This window comes from Microbacterium sp. 05N427, assembly GCF_056397105.1.
Map to the genome: position 1 here is coordinate 1 of NZ_JBFTMT010000032.1, position 19,187 is coordinate 19,187.

The 19,187-nt window shown below is 69.1% G+C and carries 17 protein-coding genes and 3 pseudogenes; 16 read left to right on the plus strand and 4 right to left on the minus strand.

Annotated elements, in window-relative coordinates; all coding sequences use genetic code 11:
• The 6 genes and pseudogenes from AC1DG4_RS19320 to AC1DG4_RS19345 all read left to right on the plus strand — a co-directional run.
• Positions 1-381 (plus strand): annotated as a pseudogene (locus tag AC1DG4_RS19320) (gfo/Idh/MocA family oxidoreductase); the annotation flags it as partial.
• Positions 381-1,307 (plus strand): ABC transporter permease, encoded by a 927-nt coding sequence (locus tag AC1DG4_RS19325; RefSeq protein ID WP_477378721.1) that lies wholly within the window; start codon positions 381-383, stop codon positions 1,305-1,307. The pseudogene AC1DG4_RS19320 and the gene AC1DG4_RS19325, both read left to right, overlap by 1 nt.
• Entirely contained in the window at positions 1,300-2,205 is a 906-nt protein-coding gene (locus tag AC1DG4_RS19330; RefSeq protein WP_477378723.1) for an ABC transporter permease, read from the plus strand. The genes AC1DG4_RS19325 and AC1DG4_RS19330 overlap by 8 nt, the downstream gene beginning before the upstream one ends.
• Complete coding sequence (locus AC1DG4_RS19335; protein ID WP_477378725.1) at positions 2,202-3,203, plus strand: ABC transporter ATP-binding protein; 1,002 nt, start codon at positions 2,202-2,204, stop codon at positions 3,201-3,203. Before AC1DG4_RS19330 ends, AC1DG4_RS19335 begins: the two co-directional genes overlap by 4 nt.
• 34 nt (positions 3,204-3,237) lie before the next feature.
• On the plus strand, positions 3,238-4,230 hold the full coding sequence (locus AC1DG4_RS19340; RefSeq protein WP_477420366.1) for an ABC transporter ATP-binding protein: 993 nt from the start codon (positions 3,238-3,240) through the stop codon (positions 4,228-4,230).
• Positions 4,227-5,816, plus strand: coding sequence for an ABC transporter substrate-binding protein (locus AC1DG4_RS19345; protein WP_477378729.1), 1,590 nt, complete (start codon positions 4,227-4,229; stop codon positions 5,814-5,816). Before AC1DG4_RS19340 ends, AC1DG4_RS19345 begins: the two co-directional genes overlap by 4 nt.
• A 109-nt stretch (positions 5,817-5,925) precedes the next feature.
• Here the strand turns inward: AC1DG4_RS19345 and AC1DG4_RS19350 are convergent, their stop codons facing one another.
• Positions 5,926-6,828 (minus strand): LysR family transcriptional regulator, encoded by a 903-nt coding sequence (locus AC1DG4_RS19350; RefSeq protein ID WP_477378731.1) that lies wholly within the window; start codon positions 6,826-6,828, stop codon positions 5,926-5,928.
• Between the two features lie 87 nt (positions 6,829-6,915).
• Here AC1DG4_RS19350 and tdh point away from each other — a divergent pair, with 87 nt between their 5' ends.
• The 4 genes from tdh (at position 6,916) to AC1DG4_RS19370 (ending at position 10,175) form a co-directional block, all read left to right on the plus strand.
• The gene (tdh, locus tag AC1DG4_RS19355) at positions 6,916-7,959 is read left to right on the plus strand and encodes an L-threonine 3-dehydrogenase (RefSeq protein WP_477378733.1); all 1,044 of its coding nucleotides are present in this window, start codon (positions 6,916-6,918) and stop codon (positions 7,957-7,959) included.
• Between the two features lie 9 nt (positions 7,960-7,968).
• The gene (locus AC1DG4_RS19360) at positions 7,969-9,144 is read left to right on the plus strand and encodes a glycine C-acetyltransferase (protein ID WP_477378735.1); all 1,176 of its coding nucleotides are present in this window, start codon (positions 7,969-7,971) and stop codon (positions 9,142-9,144) included.
• A 159-nt stretch (positions 9,145-9,303) separates the two neighbouring features.
• Positions 9,304-9,957, plus strand: a complete 654-nt coding sequence (locus AC1DG4_RS19365; RefSeq protein WP_477378736.1) for a helix-turn-helix domain-containing protein — start codon at positions 9,304-9,306, stop codon at positions 9,955-9,957.
• A complete protein-coding gene (locus tag AC1DG4_RS19370) occupies positions 9,954-10,175 on the plus strand; it encodes a hypothetical protein (RefSeq protein WP_477378738.1) in 222 nt (73 codons plus the stop codon). The genes AC1DG4_RS19365 and AC1DG4_RS19370 overlap by 4 nt, the downstream gene beginning before the upstream one ends.
• 40 nt (positions 10,176-10,215) lie before the next feature.
• On the opposite strand, the gene AC1DG4_RS19375 is transcribed toward AC1DG4_RS19370, so the two are convergent.
• Positions 10,216-10,479 (minus strand): hypothetical protein, encoded by a 264-nt coding sequence (locus tag AC1DG4_RS19375; protein WP_477378740.1) that lies wholly within the window; start codon positions 10,477-10,479, stop codon positions 10,216-10,218.
• A complete protein-coding gene (valS, locus tag AC1DG4_RS19380) occupies positions 10,476-13,079 on the minus strand; it encodes a valine--tRNA ligase (protein ID WP_477378742.1) in 2,604 nt (867 codons plus the stop codon). The genes AC1DG4_RS19375 and valS overlap by 4 nt, the downstream gene beginning before the upstream one ends.
• Positions 13,080-13,454: 375 nt before the next feature.
• Between valS and AC1DG4_RS19385 the strand changes: the two are divergent.
• From AC1DG4_RS19385 to AC1DG4_RS19410, 6 genes and pseudogenes are all read left to right on the plus strand, one after another.
• A pseudogene (locus tag AC1DG4_RS19385) lies at positions 13,455-13,961 on the plus strand (ABC transporter substrate-binding protein); the annotation flags it as partial.
• Positions 13,943-14,341 (plus strand): annotated as a pseudogene (locus AC1DG4_RS19390) (ABC transporter substrate-binding protein); the annotation flags it as partial. The pseudogenes AC1DG4_RS19385 and AC1DG4_RS19390, both read left to right, overlap by 19 nt.
• Before the next feature lie 108 nt (positions 14,342-14,449).
• Positions 14,450-14,674, plus strand: a complete 225-nt coding sequence (locus AC1DG4_RS19395; protein WP_477421423.1) for a hypothetical protein — start codon at positions 14,450-14,452, stop codon at positions 14,672-14,674.
• Between the two features lie 28 nt (positions 14,675-14,702).
• Entirely contained in the window at positions 14,703-15,719 is a 1,017-nt protein-coding gene (locus AC1DG4_RS19400) for an ABC transporter permease (RefSeq protein ID WP_477379326.1), read from the plus strand.
• Positions 15,716-16,528 (plus strand): ABC transporter permease, encoded by an 813-nt coding sequence (locus AC1DG4_RS19405; protein WP_477378745.1) that lies wholly within the window; start codon positions 15,716-15,718, stop codon positions 16,526-16,528. Before AC1DG4_RS19400 ends, AC1DG4_RS19405 begins: the two co-directional genes overlap by 4 nt.
• On the plus strand, positions 16,525-18,093 hold the full coding sequence (locus AC1DG4_RS19410; RefSeq protein ID WP_477378747.1) for an ATP-binding cassette domain-containing protein: 1,569 nt from the start codon (positions 16,525-16,527) through the stop codon (positions 18,091-18,093). Before AC1DG4_RS19405 ends, AC1DG4_RS19410 begins: the two co-directional genes overlap by 4 nt.
• Positions 18,094-18,274: 181 nt before the next feature.
• On the opposite strand, the gene AC1DG4_RS19415 is transcribed toward AC1DG4_RS19410, so the two are convergent.
• Positions 18,275-18,919 (minus strand): pentapeptide repeat-containing protein, encoded by a 645-nt coding sequence (locus tag AC1DG4_RS19415; protein WP_477378749.1) that lies wholly within the window; start codon positions 18,917-18,919, stop codon positions 18,275-18,277.
• Positions 18,920-19,187: the final 268 nt, after the last annotated feature.

Below are 19,187 nucleotides of genomic sequence, written 5' to 3' on the forward strand. Positions count from 1 at the left end.
TATTGGCGTAACTACACGGTGATCGGCACGGAGGGGCGGATCGAGAACTTCGATGACGGTACGGGTGGTGAGATCCGTCTTTGGAATGCGCGCAGCGATTATCTCGAGGGCGGGCATGTCCGTTATCCGATCGAGGATGGCGGTGATGGTGGGCACGGGGGAGCGGACCCGCTCACGGTGGGCGAGTTCGTGGAGTTCGTCCGTTCCGGCCGGCCGACCGATACGAATCCGTTGGCGGCTCGTGATGCGGTCGCGGCCGGAGTGGCCGGTGCTCTCTCGATCCGGTCCGGTTCCCGCCCGCAGCAGATCCCCGTCGTGCCGGAGGAGATCCGGGACTACTTCGTGGCACACCAGCCCACACGCGAGTCCACGAGTCACTGATGCTCCGATACAGCCTCCGGCGGGTCCTGATGATGATCCCCACGCTCATCGGCTCGACCTTCCTGGTCTTCTTCCTCGTGTTCCTCGTGCCCGGCAATCCGGTACTGGCGCTCGCGGGGGAGAAGCGGCTCTCGCCCTCCACCATTGCGTCGATCCGAGCGCAGTACAACCTGGACGACCCGTTCCTGGTGCAATACGGCAAGTATCTGGTCAATGTGCTCCGCGGGGACTTCGGGCGCGACTTCAACGGCAACGCGGTGGCCACGCTGATCGCGACCGCGCTGCCCTACACGCTCGTGCTGGCGCTGTCGGCCTTCGTGCTGAAGATCGTCATCGGGGTCTGCCTCGGCGTCTGGGCGGGGCTGCGTCAGGGCAGGCTGCCGGACAAGTTCAACCTCTTGTTCACGATCTTCTTCCTGGCGGTTCCCGGCTTCATCATCGCCTACTTCTCGCAGTACGTGTTCGGCATCAAGTTGCACTGGCTGCCGATCTCCGGAGTGCGACTCGGTTTCCCGATCGCGTTCATCCTGCCGGCGATGGTGCTGGCGCTGGAGACTGCATCCCCGTTGGCGCGGCTTACCAGGACGAGTCTCGTCGACGTGTTGCGCTCGGACTTCATCGTGACGGCGACCGCCAAGGGGCTGACGCCAGGACGCATCATGTGGGTGCACGCGCTGCGCAACGCCTTCATGCCTGTCGTCACCTATCTCGGCCTGAGTCTGGCGAGCCTGCTCGGCGGGTCGGTACTCATCGAGACGATCTTCAACCTTCCCGGCCTCGGCGGCACGCTGTCCCGTGCGATCGAGGCGCAGAACGGGCCGGTGGTCGTGGGGGTCTCCGTGTTCCTGCTCCTCTTCTACCTGGTCTGCGCGCTCGTCGTCGACCTCCTGTACCCGATCATCGACCCGAGGGTGCGCCATGTCTGATCCCGCGGGCCGTGAGTCAACGATGGCCCTGCTCACCGCGAGGATGCGACGTGAGCGGCCGCGCAGCGGCCTCCACCTCCTCTGGCGGAAGCCTTTCTTCCTGATCGCAGTCGCGATCATCCTCGTGGTGGCGCTCATGGCGTTGTTCCCCGCTCTGTTCACGTCGCTGGATCCGCGTTCCTGCAACCTCGCGATGTCGCGGATCGGCCCCGGGGCCGGACACATCATGGGCTTCGACATCCAGGGCTGCGACTACTGGACGAACATCGTCTACGGTGCACGCACCTCATTGCAGGTCGGTGTGCTCACCGCCGTGATCAGCTTCATGATCGCGCTCGTGGCCGGATCCCTCGCCGGCTATTTCGGCGGACTCGTCGATTCCGTGCTGTCCTGGATCTCGAACGTCATCCTGGGCATCCCAGTCGGGATCGCGAGCCTCGTCATCCTCTACCAGTTCCGATCCCGCACCGTATGGACGATCGTGCTCGTGCTGGTGCTGTTCAGCTGGGCCGGGACGATGCGGTACATGCGCGGCTCGGTGCTGCAGGTGAAGAGCCTCGAGTACATCCAGGCTGCGCGAGGGCTCGGCGTCGGACCGTGGCGGATCCTTCGCACGCACGTCGTGCCGAACGCGGTGACGCCACTCATCGTCATGAGCACGCTGTCGATCGGAGCCGGCATGACGGCGGAAGCGGGCTTCTCCATCCTGGGTGTCGGCCTCAAGCTCCCCGCCTTCTCGTGGGGCCTGCAGATCGCCACCGCCAGCCAGGACGGCAACTGGCAGATCGCTCCACTGTTGATGCTGTTTCCCGCGACCATGCTGGGGCTGACCACGCTGGCATTCGTCGTCCTCGGCGAGAACCTGCGCGACGCCCTCGATCCGAAGGGCCGCCGATGACTGCTCTGCTCGAGGTGCAGAACCTCTCTCTAGAATTCCGCAGCTCCCGCAGTGCAGCGCCGATCGCCGCGCTGCAGGATGTGAGCTTCGCGCTCGACCGCGGCGAGACGCTCGCGGTCCTGGGCGAGTCCGGGTCCGGTAAGAGCATCACTGCGAAGGCGGTCATGGGCATCCTGCCGAAGCCTGCCGCGACGGTGAGCAGCGGACGAATCCTCTTCGAGGGCACCGACCTACTCGGGTTGTCCGCTGCGCGGTTGCGCGCCGTGCAGGGCGCCCGGATCGCTATGGTCTTCCAGGATGCGCTGAGCGCGCTGAACCCGGTGCAGACGGTGTCGACGCAGATCGCCGAGCTGTACCGGGTGCATCGAGGGCTCGGACGCCGAGAGGCGAGGGAGCGCGCGATCGAGATGATGCGCATCGTGCGGATCCCCGATGCGGCGAACCGGGCCGACGACTATCCGTTCCAGTTCTCCGGCGGCATGCGCCAACGCATCATGATCGCGATGGCGCTCGCGCTCGACCCGGATGTCCTCATCGCCGACGAGCCGACGACGGCGCTGGACGCGACCGTGCAGGCCCAGATCCTGGAGCTGCTGGCGGAGGTCACGGCCGAGCGCCGCATGGCGCTGATGATGATCACGCATGATCTGGGCGTGGCCGGTCAGCTCGCCGATCGCGCGCTGATCATGTACGCGGGGCGCGTGGCCGAATACGGACCGATCGACGAAGTCTTCCGTCGTCCCGCTCACCCATACACACGGGGCCTGCTCGGCTCTATCCCGGGAGCGGCGCATCGTGGGCAGGAGCTGCCGACGATCCCCGGCCTTCCGCCCGACATCGCGCACCGCCCGCCGGGATGCAGCTTCAACCCGCGCTGCGGAGACGCGACCGCGGAGTGTGCATCGATCGAGCCGCAACTGATCGCTTTTGCTGTGGATCGAGCGGCTGCCTGCCATCACCGTGAGGAGGTGCTTGCCCATGTCACTGTTGGAGCTTGAGGGCGTCCGTCGGCATTACCGGCAGAAGAAGACGATGTTCGCGGCCGCCGGTCGGTCGCCCGTGCGTGCGGTCGACGGCTTGGACTTCCGCGTCGAGCAGGGCGAGACGGTCGGACTGGTCGGCGAGTCCGGCTGCGGCAAGTCCACGCTCGCTCGGATCATCTGCGGACTTGAGGCGCCCAGCGAGGGGGCAGTGCGCTGGAACGGCGCGGACGTCGTGGCGATGCGCCCCGCCGATCGTGCGCGCATTCTGCATCGAGAGGTGCAGATGGTGTTTCAGGATCCCCATGCGTCGCTCGACCCTCGACGCTCGGTCGGCCAGTCCATCGCAGAGGGGATCGAGACGCACCGGTTGCTGCCGGCGTCCCGGGTCGATGGTCGGGTACGGGAGCTGCTCGCTCAGGTCGGGTTGAATCCGGATCAGGCGCAGCGCTACCCGCACGAGTTCTCCGGTGGGCAGCTGCAGCGTGTTGGCATCGCGCGTGCCCTCGCAGTGGAGCCACGACTGCTGGTGTGCGATGAGCCCGTCTCTGCGTTGGACATCTCCGTGCGCGCGCAGGTGCTGAACCTGCTGAACCGTCTCAAACGGGAGTTGGGTCTGTCGATGGTGTTCATCGCGCATGACCTCGATGTTGTGCAGCACATGTCGGACAGGATCGTGACGATGTATCTCGGAAAGGTCGTCGAGGAGGGGGACGGGGACGACGTGTACGACCGCACCGCGCATCCGTACACGAGAGCGCTGCTGTCTGCGATTCCACGCAAACTCGCGCCGGACGAGCGTCTCGATCGCGTCGTGCTCGAGGGCGACCCACCGTCACCGATCGATCCACCCCCCGGCTGTCCGTTCCACACCCGCTGCTACACCGCGATCGAACGATGCGCGACGGACGTCCCCTCCCTAGCGCCTGTGCCCGACGGATCCGCGGGCCATCGCGCCGCCTGTCATCTGGCTTCCGACGTCAGCCGTTCCCGAGTGGGCGCGGTCTACACGATTTCACCCCCCTCCGAAAGGAAAGAATCATGACCAGATTGACGACGCGCATCGCGGTGGGCATCGTCGCCGCCGCCGCCAGCGCGACAATGCTGACCGGATGTCTCGGCCAGTCGGGCGGCGGCGCGGACGGATCGACTTCGCTGGTGGCCGTCAACAACGGCGAGATCCAGCGCATCACCGGCGCCCAGAACGCGGGCAGCCAGATCGCGATGGCGCTCTGCGAACCGCTCACGGGCATCAAGGATGATGGCTCGATCTTCATGCGTGGCGCCTCGTCCGTCGAGAGTACCGATCAGACGACCTGGACCATCAAGGTGGCGAAGGGACACACCTTCTCGAACGGTTCGAAGGTCACCGCGAAGACGTACGTCGACACATTCAATTTCGTCGCCGACGGCGCGAACGCGATGCCGTCCAACTTCGCCTACGAGCAGATCCAGGGCTACGACGAGCTGAACCCGGCTGAGGGGGCGCCGGTGGGCTCAGAACTCTCCGGGTTGAAGCTCGTCGACGACGACACGTTCACGCTGACGATGAAGTCGCCGAACAACGATGTGCCCTATCTCCTCTCGATGCTCGCGTTCTGCCCCATGCCCGAGAGCGCCTTCAAAGACCCTCTCGCCTATGACAAGAAGCCTGTCGGCAACGGCGTCTACACCTTGAAGTCGCTCGATCCCCAGGTCGAGGCCGTGCTGACCAAAGACCCGAAGTACAAGGGCTGGGTGCCCGACGGTGCCGCGGACACTCTCACGTTCCGGGTCTACACCGACACGAACACGGCCTATCAGGACATCGTCGCCAGCAACGCGGACGTGCTGCGCAGTCTGCCGCCGGGCCTCATCGCGCAGGGCCGTAACGCGCTGGGCAAGGAGGGGCTGACGGCGATCGATCGCAACACGCTGCAGACCTACATCGCCTGGCCGACCTATCTGAATGCGAAGTACCCGATCGAGGTGCGCCAAGCGTTCTCGATGATCGTGAACAGGGAGAGCATCTCCAAGGATCTCTTCAAGGGCGCGACCCTGCCCGCCACCTCGCTCATGCCCAACTCTGTGTCGGCCTATCGCGAGGGCGCCTGCGGCCAGTACTGCAAGTACGATCCCGATGCGGCGAAGGCGCTGCTGACCAAGGCGGGTTTCACCGGATCCATTCCTCTGAACTACGCCTCGAGCAGCACGACCGATGCAGCCACCGCGCTGGCGATCTCCAACTCGGCGAAGGAGATCGGCCTCGCGGTAGAGCCTAAGCCTGTGCCCGCCGCCACGCTCTCCGACACGATCAACAAATACGAGCTGGATGGTCCCAGCATCCAGCTCTGGGGCTCTTCGTTCCCGCGTGCATCGGAGTGGATCGCGTCCATCTTCGTCGATGCGAACTATCGACTGAAGTACAGCAACCCGACGGCTGCGGACCAGGTCAAGCAAGCGCTCGCCGCCGGCAACGACACCCAGGCCGATGCGCTCTGGCAGAAAGCCGAGGATGGGGTGCTGGCCGACCAGGTACTGCAGCCCCTCTATCAGCAGGTCATGTACATCGCCCACACGAAGTGCATAACCCCGCACGCAGCGGGCGGAGACATGCAGATATACCGCACCGAGGTGACCTGCACTCAGTGAGCTTGACAGGACGATGCCCGTGAGGCGCGACGGAGCCGGGGTGCTGTGAGGGGCACCCCGGCCCCGTCGCGCCGTGTTGCACCGGATCCTGTCGTACCTCGGCGGAGTCTCAGCCAGTCAGGTCGGCCATGACCCTGCTCAGCGCGTCGGAGACGAGCCGCACGGAGCGCCGGCGCAGATTCTCGGGGCGGGCCAGGACATCGATCATCCGGTTGGTGCCGACGTACTGCAGCGGGCGACGCACCACCGCATCGGTGCCCGGCGACGTGTAGCGGGGCAGCACTCCGATCGCGTCGCCCGTCGCGATCACCGAAGCGGCGACGCCGTAGTCGTTGATGCGATGCACGATCTCCGCCGGACGGTTCGTGATGGCGGAGATCGTGCGCAGCACGTCATCGGGGGAGTAGCCGGCCCGGCTGGTCACCCAGCGTTCACCCACGACGTCGGACGGGCGCAGCGAAGCCCGCTGTGCGAGCGGATGCTCGGGCGAGAGCGCCACGTCGAGGGGCTCGGTCGCGAGCGTGAGCACGCGGATCCCCGTCTTCGGCCAGGGCGGGCTGTGCTCCATCCGGTGCGCGAGCACGAGGTCGTAGCGCGCGGTGAGCGCGGGGAAGTCGCTCTGCGCGACGTCCTCGTCCGTGAAGCGGACCGCCGGGACCTCGGGTCCGGATCCGAGCGCGCGGATCAGGGGACCGAAGAGCGCCTGCGCCGCGCTGAGGAAGCCGCTGACCGTGACGACGCCGCCGTCTGCCGCCTCGAACTCGTCCACCGCGGATCGTGCGGCTGCCATCGCATCGAGCGCGGCCGCGCCGGCCTCGGCGAGGGCCTCCCCGGCCGGTGTGAGCACGAGCGTGCGCCCTTGCTTCCGCGTCAGCGGTGCTCGCACGCCGCGTTGCAGCGCGGCGAGCTGCTGCGAGACGGCGGACGGTGTGACCCGCAGGGCTTCCGCGACGGCGGTCACGCTGCCGAGTGCGCCGAGCTCGCGAAGGATCTGAAGCTGCTGCAATTGCATATGTCCAGTCAAGCATGTAGCGATGCTTAAAGCTCTGTCCAGACAGTCGGACTTGATCTACAGGGTCGTTCGCGGTGGGATCGAACCATGAAGGCTCTCTACAAGGACGGCCCCCACGCGGGCCTCGAGCTCGTCGACCGGCCGGACCCGGTGGCCGGACCCGACGAGGTGGTCATCCGCGTGCTGCGTACCGGCATCTGCGGCACCGATCTGCACATCCAGCGCTGGGACGACTGGGCCGCTTCCGCGGTGAAGGCGCCGCTCATCCCCGGGCACGAGTTCTACGGGGAGGTCGTCGAGGTCGGGCCCCAGGTGCACGACATCGCGGTCGGCGACCGGGTCTCCGGCGAGGGGCACATCGTGTGCGGGATGTGCCGCAACTGCCGCGCCGGCCGCAGGCAGATGTGCATCCGCACGATCGGTCTCGGCCTGCAGCGCGACGGGGCCTACGCGGAGTACCTCACGCTGCCCGCGACGAATGTGTGGGTGCATCACGCCGATGTGTCGCCGGAACTCGGCGCGATCTTCGACCCGCTCGGCAACGCCGTGCATACCGCGCTCGCCTTCCCGCTCGTCGGAGAGGACGTGCTCGTCACCGGGTGCGGCCCGATCGGGCTCATGGCGATCGCGATCGCCCGTCACGTGGGCGCCCGCTTCATCACCGCCACCGACGTGAGTGCTCCGCGGCTGGAGCTCGCTCGTGAGATGGGCGCCGACGCGGTCGTCGACGTCTCCCGCGAGGACATCGCGGACGCGCAGCGCGCGCTGGGCATGCGCGAGGGCTTCGACATCGGCTTCGAGATGAGCGGGGCGCCGAGCGCGCTGCCCGCGATGATCGAGAACATGAACCACGGCGGGCGGATCGCGATGCTCGGTCTGCCGACCGGGCCGTTCAGCGTGGACTGGGGCAAGATCGTCACGCACATGCTCACCGTGAAGGGCATTTACGGGCGCGAGATGTTCGAGACCTGGAACGCGATGGGCGCGATGCTGCAGACCAGCCCCGTGTTGCGGGACTCCATCACCCGCATCATCGCCGAGGTGCTTCCGGCGCGCGACTGGGAGAAGGGCTTCGCCGCCGCCGCCTCCGCGGGCACCGGCAAGATCATCCTCGACTGGACCGAACTGTAGGAGACGACGATGTACGGAGCATTTCAGCAGCACCTCGCCAGCGAGCTCACCGGGATCGACGAGGCAGGGCTCACCAAGCACGAGCGCGGGATCCGCGGTCCGCAGCGCACCGAGATCGTCGCGGACGGCGCCGAGGTGCTGAACTTCTGCGCCAACAACTATCTGGGCCTCGCCGACGACGAGCGCCTCGTGGAGGCGGCCAAGGGCGCCCTCGACGAGTGGGGCTACGGCCTCGCGAGCGTGCGATTCATCTGCGGCACGCAGGAGCAGCACCTCGAACTCGAGCGGCGGCTGTCGTCGTTCCTCGGCACGGATGACGCGATCCTGTTCTCGTCGTGCTTCGACGCGAACGGCGGGGTCTTCGAGACGCTGTTCTCGGCCGAGGACGCGATCATCTCGGACGAGCTCAACCATGCGTCGATCATCGACGGGATCCGGTTGTCCAAGGCCCGCCGGCTGCGCTATCGCAACCGCGACATGGCGGATCTGGAGGAGCAGCTGAAGGCCGCCGCCGACGCCCGCTTCCGGGTGGTCGTGACGGACGGCGTGTTCTCGATGGACGGCTACATCGCCCCGCTCGCCGAGATCTGCGACCTCGCGGAGCGCTACGACGCGCTGGTCTTCGTGGACGACTCGCACGCGGTCGGCTTCATCGGCGAGCACGGTCGCGGCACGCCGGAGCTGTGCGGCGTCGAGGGCCGCGTGGACATCTACACCGGCACCTTCGGCAAGGCCCTTGGCGGTGCGAGCGGCGGCTACGTCGCCGGACATCGCGACATCGTCGCTCTGCTGCGCCAGCGCGCCCGTCCGTACCTGTTCTCCAACACGCTCGCCCCGTCGATCGTCGCGGGCACTCTGCGCGCGCTCGATCTCGTCGAGGGATCCGGATCCCTGCGCGTGCAGCTGCAGGAGAACGCCGCCCTGTTCCGCCGCCGCATGACCGAGGAGGGGTTCGACCTGCTCCCGGGCGAGCACGCGATCGTGCCCGTCATGTTCGGCGATGCCGCGCTGACCGCACGGGTCGCGGCGGAGATGCAGAAGCAGGGTGTGTACGTGACCGCGTTCAGCTTCCCGGTCGTGCCGCGCGGACTCGCGCGCATCCGCGTACAGCTCTCCGCCGCGCACACTCCGGAGCAGGTCGAGCGCTGCGTTGCGGCGTTCGTCGCCGCCCGCTCCGCTGCCTGACCGCCTTCATCGACGCCCCCTCGCAGCACCGACGCCCCCTCTGAGCGCCGCTCCTGCGAGGGGGCGTCGGTGTTTGGAGGGGGCGTCGACGAGATGGTCCGCGATCAGCTTGCAAAGAAGTACTTGCAAAGAGATGGTTGCAAAGGTATCTTTGCATGCATGACGGAGAACGAGGTGCCCCGAGCGGACGCGAAGGCTGAGGAGCGCACGCTCGATGCGGGCGCACTGAAGGCGCTCGCACACCCGCTGCGGGTGCGGATCCTGGATCTGCTCGCAGAGCGCGGCCCGCAGACGGCGAGCTCGCTCGCGGCGTTGATCGGGGAGAGCTCGGGCGTCACCAGCTATCACCTGCGAGCACTCGCGGCGCGTGACCTCATCCACGAGGTCGCCGGGCGCGGCACGGCCCGCGAGCGGTGGTGGGAGCGTCCCCGTGGGCGGATGTCGTTCTCCGGGCCGAACGACACGATGACGCCGTCCGGCCGGGCCGCCGCGCAGATCGTGGAGGACGAGTTCTTCCGCAACCGGCACCAGCGCCTGATGGATCATCTGCACCGGCCGCAGGCCGACGTGCCGCAGGAATGGCGCGACGCGGCGCACCACATGACGACGATGCTCGACATGACAGCGCCGCAGCTTCAGGAGCTCGCGCAGCAGATCGACGAGCTCGTCGAGGCGGCCGTGCTGCGCTATCGGGACCAGACCGGTCCCGGCGTGCGCCGCGTCACGATCCGCGCTGACCTGTTCGACCTTCCCGACGGTCGCCCGCAGGGCGCCGCGGAACACCGCACCACCGAGACCGAGGAGCTGTCATGACCGCCGCAACGCTGCACATCGCCGCCCCCACCTTCGCCGAGCGCACGGGTCTGCGCGTCGCCGACGCGATCACCGGGCACGTCCGCCGCCGCATGGAGCGTCGCGCAGAACGACGCGCGCTCGCCATCGACCTGCTGCGCGAGCAGCAGGCGCGCAAGGCGGCGGATCCCTACGTGCTCGAGCAGGCTCTGCAGATGATCGGATCCCGGTCGCGCTGAGGCCGTCGCGGGGCGCGCCCCGCGAGGACGACGGAGATGGTCAGTCCTGGAAAGGCCGGACCACGACCTCGCCCGAGGCGGTGCGCGAGACCTCCCAGCCGGTGTCGAGCTCGGCGATCGGCCGGCCCTCCAGCCAGGTGAGGGTCCAGGTGCCGCGGAGCACGTTCAGGGCTCCGGTCTGCAGGCTCAGCGTGCCGCCGGCCACACTCCGGGCCTCCGCATCGGCGATGCCGGGGCGCAGGGCCGCGGGAACCGATGCGGGCGGCTCGGATCCGGCGGCCCAGCGCGTCCCGAGCTGCATCATGCCTCCACGGTCGGGGCCAGCTCGATCGCGGTGACGACGAGCTCCTCGGCCTCGACGAAGCTGAGCTCGGTGATCCGGCCCACGGCGCGGAGATCGTCGGCCGCGGCCTGGAGCGCCGCGATGTCGGCGGCCGGGGCGGCGATCGTCGCGGACGACACCGGCGTCTTCTGCGAGGCCTTCGCCTCGGTCTTCGCCCGGCGGATGCCGATCAGCGCCTTGCTCGACGTGGCGAGGACCGCCGGGTCGCCTTCGGCGCCGCGCGTCTCCGGCCATGCTGCGGTGTGCACCGAGCCGTCCTCGAACCAGCTCCATGCCTCCTCGGTCGCGAAAGACACGACCGGGGCGAGCAGGCGCAGCAGCGTGGACAGCGCGAGGCGCAGGGCGAGGGCCGCGGAGGCCTGACCCACGTTGGTGCGATCGTAGGCGCGCTCCTTGACGAGCTCGAGGTAGTCGTCGCAGAACGTCCAGAAGAACGCCTCGGTGATCTCGAGCGCGCGGGCCTGGTCGTAGTTCTCGAACGCCGCTGTCGCATCGCGCACCACGCCGTCCAGGGTGGCGAGCATGGACGCGTCCAGCGCGTGCGTGATCTCGGCGTCCTCGGGGACGGGGAAGGACAGCACGAACTTCGCCGCGTTGAGGATCTTGATCGCGAGGCGGCGGCCGATCTTCACCTGCGTCGGGTTCTGCGGGTCGAAGGCGGCGTCGGCGCCCAGTCGGCTGGAGGCGGACCAGTACCGCACCGCGTCGGATCCGTGGGTGTCGAGGATGTCGGCCGGCGTGACCACGTTGCCCTTGGACTTGGACATCTTCTTGCGGTCGGGGTCGACGATGAAGCCGCTGATCGCGGCGTTGCGCCACGGGGTGCGGCCGTCCTCGAGCGTCGAGCGCAGCATGGTCGAGAACAGCCAGGTGCGGATGATGTCCTGACCCTGCGGACGCAGGTCCATCGGCGACACCACATCCCACAGCTCGGCATCGCGCTCCCAGCCGCCCGCGAGCTGCGGCGTGAGCGACGAGGTCGCCCAGGTGTCCAGGATGTCCGCCTCCGCGTCGAAGCCCCCCGGCACACCGCGCTGCTCGGCGGTGTAGCCGGCCGGCACGTCGCTCGTCGGATCGATCGGCAGGTTCGCGTGATCGGGCGTCAGCACGCGCTCGTAGTCGCGTTCGCCGTTCTCATCCAGCGCGTACCAGAGCGGGATCGGCACGCCGAAGAAGCGCTGCCGGGAGACCAGCCAGTCGCCGGTGAGGCCGCCGACCCAGTTCTCGTAGCGCACGCGCATGAACTCCGGGTGCCAGTTCAGCTCCGTGCCGTGGGCGATCAGCTGGTCGCGGAGGTCCGTATCGCGGGCGCCGTTGCGGATGTACCACTGGCGAGTCGACACGATCTCGAGCGGGCGGTCGCCCTTCTCGAAGAACTTCACCGCGTGGTTGAACGGCTTGCCGACCGCGGTCATCGCCCCGGTCTCCTGGAGCTTCTCCACGAGCGCCTTGCGCGCGGAGAAGACGGTCTTGCCGGCCATGTTCTCGACGTACCAGGCGGCGGCGTCCGCGTCGCCCACCGAGGCGGGAGCGTCGGGCAGGAAGCGGCCGTCGAGGCCGATCGTGGTCATGTTCGGAAGGTCGCGGCCGTCTGTCGTGCGCAGCTCGCGCCACCACACGATGTCGGTCACGTCGCCGAACGTGCAGACCATCGCAGCACCCGTGCCCTTGTCGGGCTGGGCGAGGTGGTGGCCGTGGATCTCGATGTCGGCGTCGAAGAAGGGCGTACGCACCTTCGTGCCGATGAGGTGCTTGTACGGACCCTCGGGGTGGGTCACGATCGCGACGCACGCGGGCAGCAGCTCGGGACGGGTCGTCTCGATCGTGATGTGACCTGATCCGTCCGCGAACGGGAAGTCGATGGTGTGGTACGAGGCCTGCTGGTCGCGGTCCTCGAGCTCGGCCTGTGCGATCGCGGAGCGGAAGTCGACGTCCCAGAGGGTCGGCGCGAGCGACTGATACGCCTCGCCGCGCTCGATGTTGCGCAGGAACGCCAGCTGGCTCTGGCGGATCGACTCGTTCGAGATCGTGCGGTAGGTCTGGGTCCAGTCGACGCTCAGGCCGAGCTGACGGAACAGCGCCTCGAAGTGCTTCTCGTCCTCCTCCGTGAGCTTCTCGCAGAGTTCGATGAAGTTGCGACGGCTGATGGGAAGCTGGTCCGCCGCACGGGAGGACTTGTTGTCTCCGCCCTCGAACGGGGGAGTGAAGTCGGGGTCGTAGCCCAGGGACGGATCGCAGCGCACGCCGTAGTAGTTCTGCACGCGCCGCTCGGTCGGCAGGCCGTTGTCGTCCCAGCCCATCGGGTAGAACACGTTCTTGCCGCGCATGCGCTCGAAGCGCGCCTTGATGTCGGTGTGCGTGTAGGAGAACACGTGGCCGATGTGCAGGCTGCCGCTCGCCGTCGGCGGCGGGGTGTCGATCGAGAAGACGCCATCACGGCCGCTCTGCGCGGCCCGGAGGCGGTCGAAGAGGAACGTGCCGTCCGTCGACCAGCGCTCACCCCATTTCGCTTCGAGGCCTTCCAGTGCCGGCTTTTCGGGAATCGGGTTCGCCTGTGACATGGGTCTCTCCTCGTGCGATGTGTACGGCACCGTGTGAGCGTGCCTGAGTGTGGGGGTGTGTCGACAGTCTATCGGGCGGGCCTGCGCGCACGGCCACCATAGATCCACCCCGTACACAAACCGGTAGCCTGGAGTGTCCCGCACCCCGCACCCCTCATCGCACCCCGAGGATCCCTCATGCCTTCTCCGCTTCGGCGTCGACTCCTGCCCCTCACCGCGCTCGCCGCGGCCGCCGCGCTCGCGCTCAGCGCCTGCTCCGCCGCGACCGGATCCGCGTCAGGAGACGCGAACGGCGAGATCGTCTGGGGAGTCGATGGCAGCCTGCTCTCCTCCGGGAAGATGGATCCGCAGACCAGCCAGCTCGACGTGACGGCGATGGTGCAGCGCGCCGTGCTGGACTCGCTCGTGTTCCAGAAGGCGGACGGATCCTTCGTGCCGTGGCTCGCGAAGAAGTGGGAGGTCTCCGCGGACGGCACCGCCTACACGTTCCACCTGCGCGACGATGTCACGTTCACGGACGGCGAGAAGTTCGACGCCTCCGCCGTGAAGGCCAATTTCGACAGGATCGCGGATCCTGCCACCAAGTCGGCGCAGGCCGCGAGCATGCTCGGCGGCGAGCTGTACAAGGGCACGGAGGTGGTCGATCCGACCACGGTCAAGGTCACCTTCTCGCAGCCCTACGCGCCGTTCCTGCAGGCCGCGAGCACGGCGCAGCTCGGCTTCTACGCGCCGAAGGTGCTCACCGAGCACTCCGCCGATCTCGCCGCCGGCGGCAAGGACGTGACCGTGGGCACCGGCCCGTTCCGGATCTCGTCGTACACGCCGGATCAGGAGATCGTCTACACCCGCAACGCGAAGTACGCGTGGGCGCCCGAGGGGGAGAAAGCACCGGCCTTCAAGACCCTCCGCGTGCAGATCCTTCCGGAGGCGTCGGTGCGCAGCGGCTCCGGATCTTCTTCGGCCAGTTCCCGCGCGCGTGGAGCATCCTCGGGCCGACCACGCCGGGATACGACAAGAGCCTCGAGAAGAGCTGGCCCTTCGACAAGGACCTCGCGAACAAGCTCCTCGACGAGGCGGGCTGGACGCAGCGCGGAGCCGACGGCATCCGCACCAAGGACGGACAGCGGCTGACCGCGGACTGGATCGCCTGGACTCCGGTCTCCGACGATCACGCCGCTCTCGCGAACGCCATCCAGTCCGACCTCAAGGCCGTCGGTTTCGAGGTCACGCGCGAGACGCTCGAGCCCGGCGCGTACAACGCGAAGTACGGGCCGAAGACGTTCGACATCACGGACTGGGACTTCTCCGGCGTCGACCCCGACCTCCTGCGCAGCCACCTCGCCACGGACGGCTTCCAGAACGCGTCCTCGGTGAGCGATCCGAAGCTCGACCAGCTCCTGAAGGACGGCATCGCCACCACCGACGCGGCGAAGCGCGCGGATGTCTACGCGCAGATCCAGCAGTGGAACGCCAAGGACGATGCGATCGTGCCGCTGTACGTCACCTCGGCGATCACTGCGGTGGGCGACAAGGTGGCGGGCCTGGGCTTCGACATCTACGGGCGGCCGCTGTTCTTCGGCGCCAGCGTGAAGTGAGCGCGGTTCGCGGTATCGTCCGCTCGTGATGGATCATCCAGGGCGGTCGCGCGCATTCGCCATGCCGCGATCCGGCGCGCTCCTGCGTCGGATCGGCGGCGCAGTGCTGTCGGTCGTGCTCGTGCTCTGGGGAGCGGCGACACTGTCGTTCCTCGCGTTCCGCGTGCTGCCGGGCGACCCGGTGAGCGTCATGCTCGGCCCGCAGGCCCAGGTGAGCGAGGCCGTCAAGGAGGGGATCAGGGCGGATCTGGGACTGGATCGTCCGCTCTGGCAGCAGTACCTGTCGATGCTGGGGGAGCTGCTGCGCGGCGATCTCGGCACGTCGTACCAGCTGCGGATGCCGGTGAGCGAGGTGATCGGGCGTCAGCTCGGCGCGACGCTGCAGCTCACGGGCGCCGCTCTCGCGATCGCCGTGCTGCTGGCGCTCGCCGGAGTGCTGATAGCCCGTCGGCCGTTCGCCCGAGGGCTCCTCGCGGCGGGCGAGCTGATCGTGCTGTCCTCGCCGGTGTTCTGGATCGGGCTGTTGCTGCTCACCGTCTTCGCCTTCGGGCTGGGCTGGTTCCCCGTGGCGGGCTCGCGGACCGGAGCCAGCCTCGTGCTGCCGGCGGTCACCCTCGCCCTGCCCGTCGCGGCCCTGCTCGGCCAGGTGCTGCGCGACGGCGTGGAGGCGGCGGAGCGCCAGCCCTGGGCCCTGACCGTGCGCGCCCGCGGCGCGGACCACACCAGGCTGACGCTGCGGCACACCCTGAGGCACGGTTCGATCGGAGCGCTGACGTTGAGCGCGTACCTCGTCGGCTCGCTGCTCGGCGGGGCAGTGCTCGTAGAGACGGTGTTCGCCCGCCCGGGGCTCGGCCGGGTGACGCTCGCGGCGATCACGGGCCGCGACCTTCCGGTGGTCACCGGGATCATCCTGTTCAGCGCCCTCGTCTTCGTGGTCGTGAACACGCTCGTGGAGCTCGCGGCGCCGTTCCTCGATCCGCGGCTGCGCACCTCGGCCACCGCCGTCGCCGATGCGGCTCCCGGGCGTCCGGAGGTCGCACGATGAGGCTGCTGCGGAGGAGCCTGCTCGCGCTCGCCGTGCTCGCGCTGGCGGTGGTCGTGCTCGCCGCCGTGGCGCCAGGGCTGCTCGCTCCCGCGGATCCGGTGCAGACCCAGGTGCGCGACGCGTTGCTGCCGCCCGGTCCAGGGCACCTGTTCGGCACCGATCAGAGCGGTCGAGACGTGTACGCCAGGGTGGTGCACGGGGCGGCCCGGTCGCTCGGCATCGGCGTCCTGGCGACGGGGCTGGCGCTCGTGGTGGGCCTCGTGGTCGGCGCGCTCGCGGGAGTGTCGCCGCGGCCCGTCGACGCGGCGCTGATGCGCACGAACGACGTGCTGATGGCGTTCCCGGAGTTCCTGCTGGCGCTCGTGGTCGTCGCGATCCTCGGCCCCGGCATGGCGAACGTCGCGATCGGCGTGACCCTCGCCGCGATCCCCGTGTACGTGCGGCTCGCCCGCGCCCAGACGCAGGTGCTGCGCCGCGCCGAGCATGTAGAGGCGGCGCGGATCCTCGGTGTCGGGCCGTTCACGGCCTTCCGGCGGCACGTCGCGCCGGGCGTGCTCGGCGCGCTCAGCGTGCTCGCGACGATCGGCCTCGGATCCAGCATCCTCGCCGCGGCCGGCCTCAGCTTCCTCGGCCTCGGGCCCACCGAACCGTCGCCCGAGTGGGGGCTCATGCTCGCGGGCGGACGCAACGTGCTCGGCCAGGCGTGGTGGATCGCGGTGTTCCCGGGGCTCGCGATCACCCTGACCGTGCTCGCGGCGACCTTCCTCGGCCGCACGCTGCGGGCCCGAGCCGAGGGGAGGCGCGCATGAGCGCCGCGGAGTCCGGGGGCGGCGCCAGGCCGGAGAGCGGGCCGGAGCTCCGCCCCGCTCTGCAGCCTGCACTTCTCGTGGAGGGGCTGCGGATCGGCATCGACGGACGCGTCCTCGTCGACGACGTCTCGTTCGCGGTGGCGCCGGGGGAGTGCGTCGCGCTCGTCGGAGAGTCGGGGGCCGGGAAGTCGCTCACGGTCCGGGCGCTGCTCGGGCTGCTCCCGGAGCACGCCGAAGTCTCGGCGGACATGCTCGAGGTGGACGGCGTCGATGTGAGGAGACTGCCCGAGCGCGGGTGGCGGGCGCTGCGCGGAGCACGCATCGCCCTCGTCTCGCAGGACGCCCTCGTGTCCCTGGATCCGCTGCGCCGGATCGGCACCGAGATCGCCGAACCGCTCGAGCTCCACGGATCCCTGACCCGCGCCGAGCGTGCGGAGCGTGTGCGCGAACTGCTCGTCGACGTCGCGATGCCGGATCCCGAGCGTCGTGCTCGGCAGCGCTCGCACGAGTTGAGCGGCGGACTGCGGCAGCGCGCGCTCATCGCGAGCGCGCTCTCGGCCGACCCCGCGGTGCTGATCGCGGATGAGCCGACCACGGCGCTCGACGCGACGGTGCAGGCCAGGGTGCTCGCGCTGCTGCGCCGGATCGCCGACGCAGGGACCGCGGTCGTGTTCGTCAGCCACGACATGGCGGCGGTGCGGCGGATCGCCGATCGCGTCGTGGTGCTGCGGGACGGTCGCGTGGTCGAGCACGGACCGGCGGCGCAGCTGCTCGCCGCGCCGCGGGACCCGTACACGCGGGAGCTGGTGCTTGCATCTGCACGGACTCCGCGCACCCCGCCCGATGGCGGCGCGCCCGTGCTGGCCACGGTGACCGGGGTCGGGAAGAGCTTCGACCGCCCGGTGCTGCACGACGTTTCCTTCGTGCTGCGCGCAGGACGGACGCTCGGCGTGGTGGGCGAGTCCGGATCCGGGAAGACCACGCTGGCCCGGATCCTCCTCGGCGTCGAACGCGCCGACACCGGCACGGTCGTGTGGGCCGCCGGCGTGCGACCGCGGATCCAGCTCGTGCACCAGAACCCGCTGGGTGCGTTCGATCCGCGCTGGACGATCGGACGCTCGCTCGGGGAAGCGCTCGCGGCCGGTGGCGTTCCCCGCCGACTTCGGGCGTCGCGCACCGCCGCGCTGCTCGGCGAAGTGGGACTGGATCCGACGCTCGCCATGCGCCGGCCCGCCGCGCTGTCGGGCGGGCAGCGTCAGAGGGCGGCGATCGCGCGCGCGCTCGCCGCGGACCCCGAGGTGCTCGTGCTGGATGAGCCGGTGTCGGCGCTGGATGCGACCGTGCGTGCTCGGATCCTGGTGCTGCTGGACCGCCTGCAGCGCGATCGCGGGCTGAGCATGCTCCTCGTCTCGCACGACCTCGGCGTGATCGCGTCGGTCGCGGATGATCTGCTCGTGATGCAGGACGGAGCGATCGTGGAACAGGGCCCGGCCGCGCAGGTGCTCGACGCTCCGCAGCACTCCTTCACACGCGAACTGCTCGCCGCCTCCGATTCCTTCGTCTGACCGTGCCCTCTGCTCCAGAGTGCCCCCACTTCCGAGTCGTCCCCGCCAGCGGAGCCCATAGCGTGCGCTGATGGGGACGACTCGGAAGTGGCGCCAGGAGCAGCGGGCTCTACCTCCGGGTCGTCCCCGTGAGCGGAGCCCATAGCGTGCGCTGATGGGGACGGCTCGGAAGTGGAGAGGGTCAGTCCTGGACGTCGATGCCGGCGGTGCGGGCGAAGACCGGGGCCAGCAGCTCGACTTGCAGGGGGCTCAGCGTGGTGCCGCGCAGGGAGGTCACATCGAGGAAGGCCTGAGCGTCGAGCCCGCGCAGGTCGAGGGAGTCGGCCCGCAGGCCCCGGGTGTCGACCTCATCCGCAGTGCTGCGCTCGAAACGCACCCGGGTGACCGTGGCGGCAGGCACGTCGACGGTCGCGAGCGTGCAGTCCGCGATGAGCGAATCCTGGATCTTGGCGGCCGCGAGGGAGAGGTAGTCGATGCGTGCGTGCTCGATGATCAGCTCGGCGACGTGCGCGCCGGACAGATCCAGCGTGCCGATCCGGCCGCCGGCGATGCGCAGCCGGCGGATCGTGGCGTCCTTCAGCGACAGCACGGGCGTGCGCGCGTCTACGATCTCGACGTCCAGCAGCGTCGCACCGGCGAGGTCGACGCGTTCCGCGGCGCCGGACAGCGAGCACTGCTCGAACTGCGCGTGCGCGAGATCCTCGCTCAGCGGGATCCGCAGGCCGACATGGTCGCCGTGCCGGCGACCCACCCCGTCGTCGAGCTCGTCCGGCAGATCCGGCGGCGAGACGCGGGGCGGCAGGGGGCGTTCGGTGCTGCGGGCCATGCCACGACCATAGGGCCGGTCGCCGACAACGGCTCATCGCCCGATGCCCTACACACCCGCCGCCCCGGGATCCGAGCCGGAGCGGATGCGGATCCGGCGGCGTTAGACTGGACAGTACGAGCATCGATCCGGCCATCACCGGGGAGCTCTCGGAAGAACGCTTCGACAAGCTCAGCGCAGGAACGATCGGCTGAGCGACCGGAGCAAGTAGAACCGAGCGGGGCAGGCCCGTCACAGCCGCAGTGAGAGTGGCGTCGACCGCAGGGAC

Coding starts and splice junctions, on each gene's coding strand:
- AC1DG4_RS19335 (WP_477378725.1), top strand. CDS start 2,202: ATGACTGCTCTGCTCGAGGTGCAGAACCTCTCTCTAGAATTCCGCAGC.
- AC1DG4_RS19415 (WP_477378749.1), bottom strand. CDS start 18,919: ATGGCCCGCAGCACCGAACGCCCCCTGCCGCCCCGCGTCTCGCCGCCG.
- AC1DG4_RS19400 (WP_477379326.1), top strand. CDS start 14,703: ATGGATCATCCAGGGCGGTCGCGCGCATTCGCCATGCCGCGATCCGGC.
- AC1DG4_RS19370 (WP_477378738.1), top strand. CDS start 9,954: ATGACCGCCGCAACGCTGCACATCGCCGCCCCCACCTTCGCCGAGCGC.
- AC1DG4_RS19340 (WP_477420366.1), top strand. CDS start 3,238: ATGTTCGCGGCCGCCGGTCGGTCGCCCGTGCGTGCGGTCGACGGCTTG.
- AC1DG4_RS19350 (WP_477378731.1), bottom strand. CDS start 6,828: ATGCAATTGCAGCAGCTTCAGATCCTTCGCGAGCTCGGCGCACTCGGC.
- valS (WP_477378742.1), bottom strand. CDS start 13,079: ATGTCACAGGCGAACCCGATTCCCGAAAAGCCGGCACTGGAAGGCCTC.
- AC1DG4_RS19360 (WP_477378735.1), top strand. CDS start 7,969: ATGTACGGAGCATTTCAGCAGCACCTCGCCAGCGAGCTCACCGGGATC.
- AC1DG4_RS19410 (WP_477378747.1), top strand. CDS start 16,525: ATGAGCGCCGCGGAGTCCGGGGGCGGCGCCAGGCCGGAGAGCGGGCCG.
- AC1DG4_RS19365 (WP_477378736.1), top strand. CDS start 9,304: ATGACGGAGAACGAGGTGCCCCGAGCGGACGCGAAGGCTGAGGAGCGC.
- AC1DG4_RS19345 (WP_477378729.1), top strand. CDS start 4,227: ATGACCAGATTGACGACGCGCATCGCGGTGGGCATCGTCGCCGCCGCC.
- AC1DG4_RS19325 (WP_477378721.1), top strand. CDS start 381: ATGCTCCGATACAGCCTCCGGCGGGTCCTGATGATGATCCCCACGCTC.
- tdh (WP_477378733.1), top strand. CDS start 6,916: ATGAAGGCTCTCTACAAGGACGGCCCCCACGCGGGCCTCGAGCTCGTC.
- AC1DG4_RS19375 (WP_477378740.1), bottom strand. CDS start 10,479: ATGATGCAGCTCGGGACGCGCTGGGCCGCCGGATCCGAGCCGCCCGCA.
- AC1DG4_RS19405 (WP_477378745.1), top strand. CDS start 15,716: ATGAGGCTGCTGCGGAGGAGCCTGCTCGCGCTCGCCGTGCTCGCGCTG.
- AC1DG4_RS19330 (WP_477378723.1), top strand. CDS start 1,300: ATGTCTGATCCCGCGGGCCGTGAGTCAACGATGGCCCTGCTCACCGCG.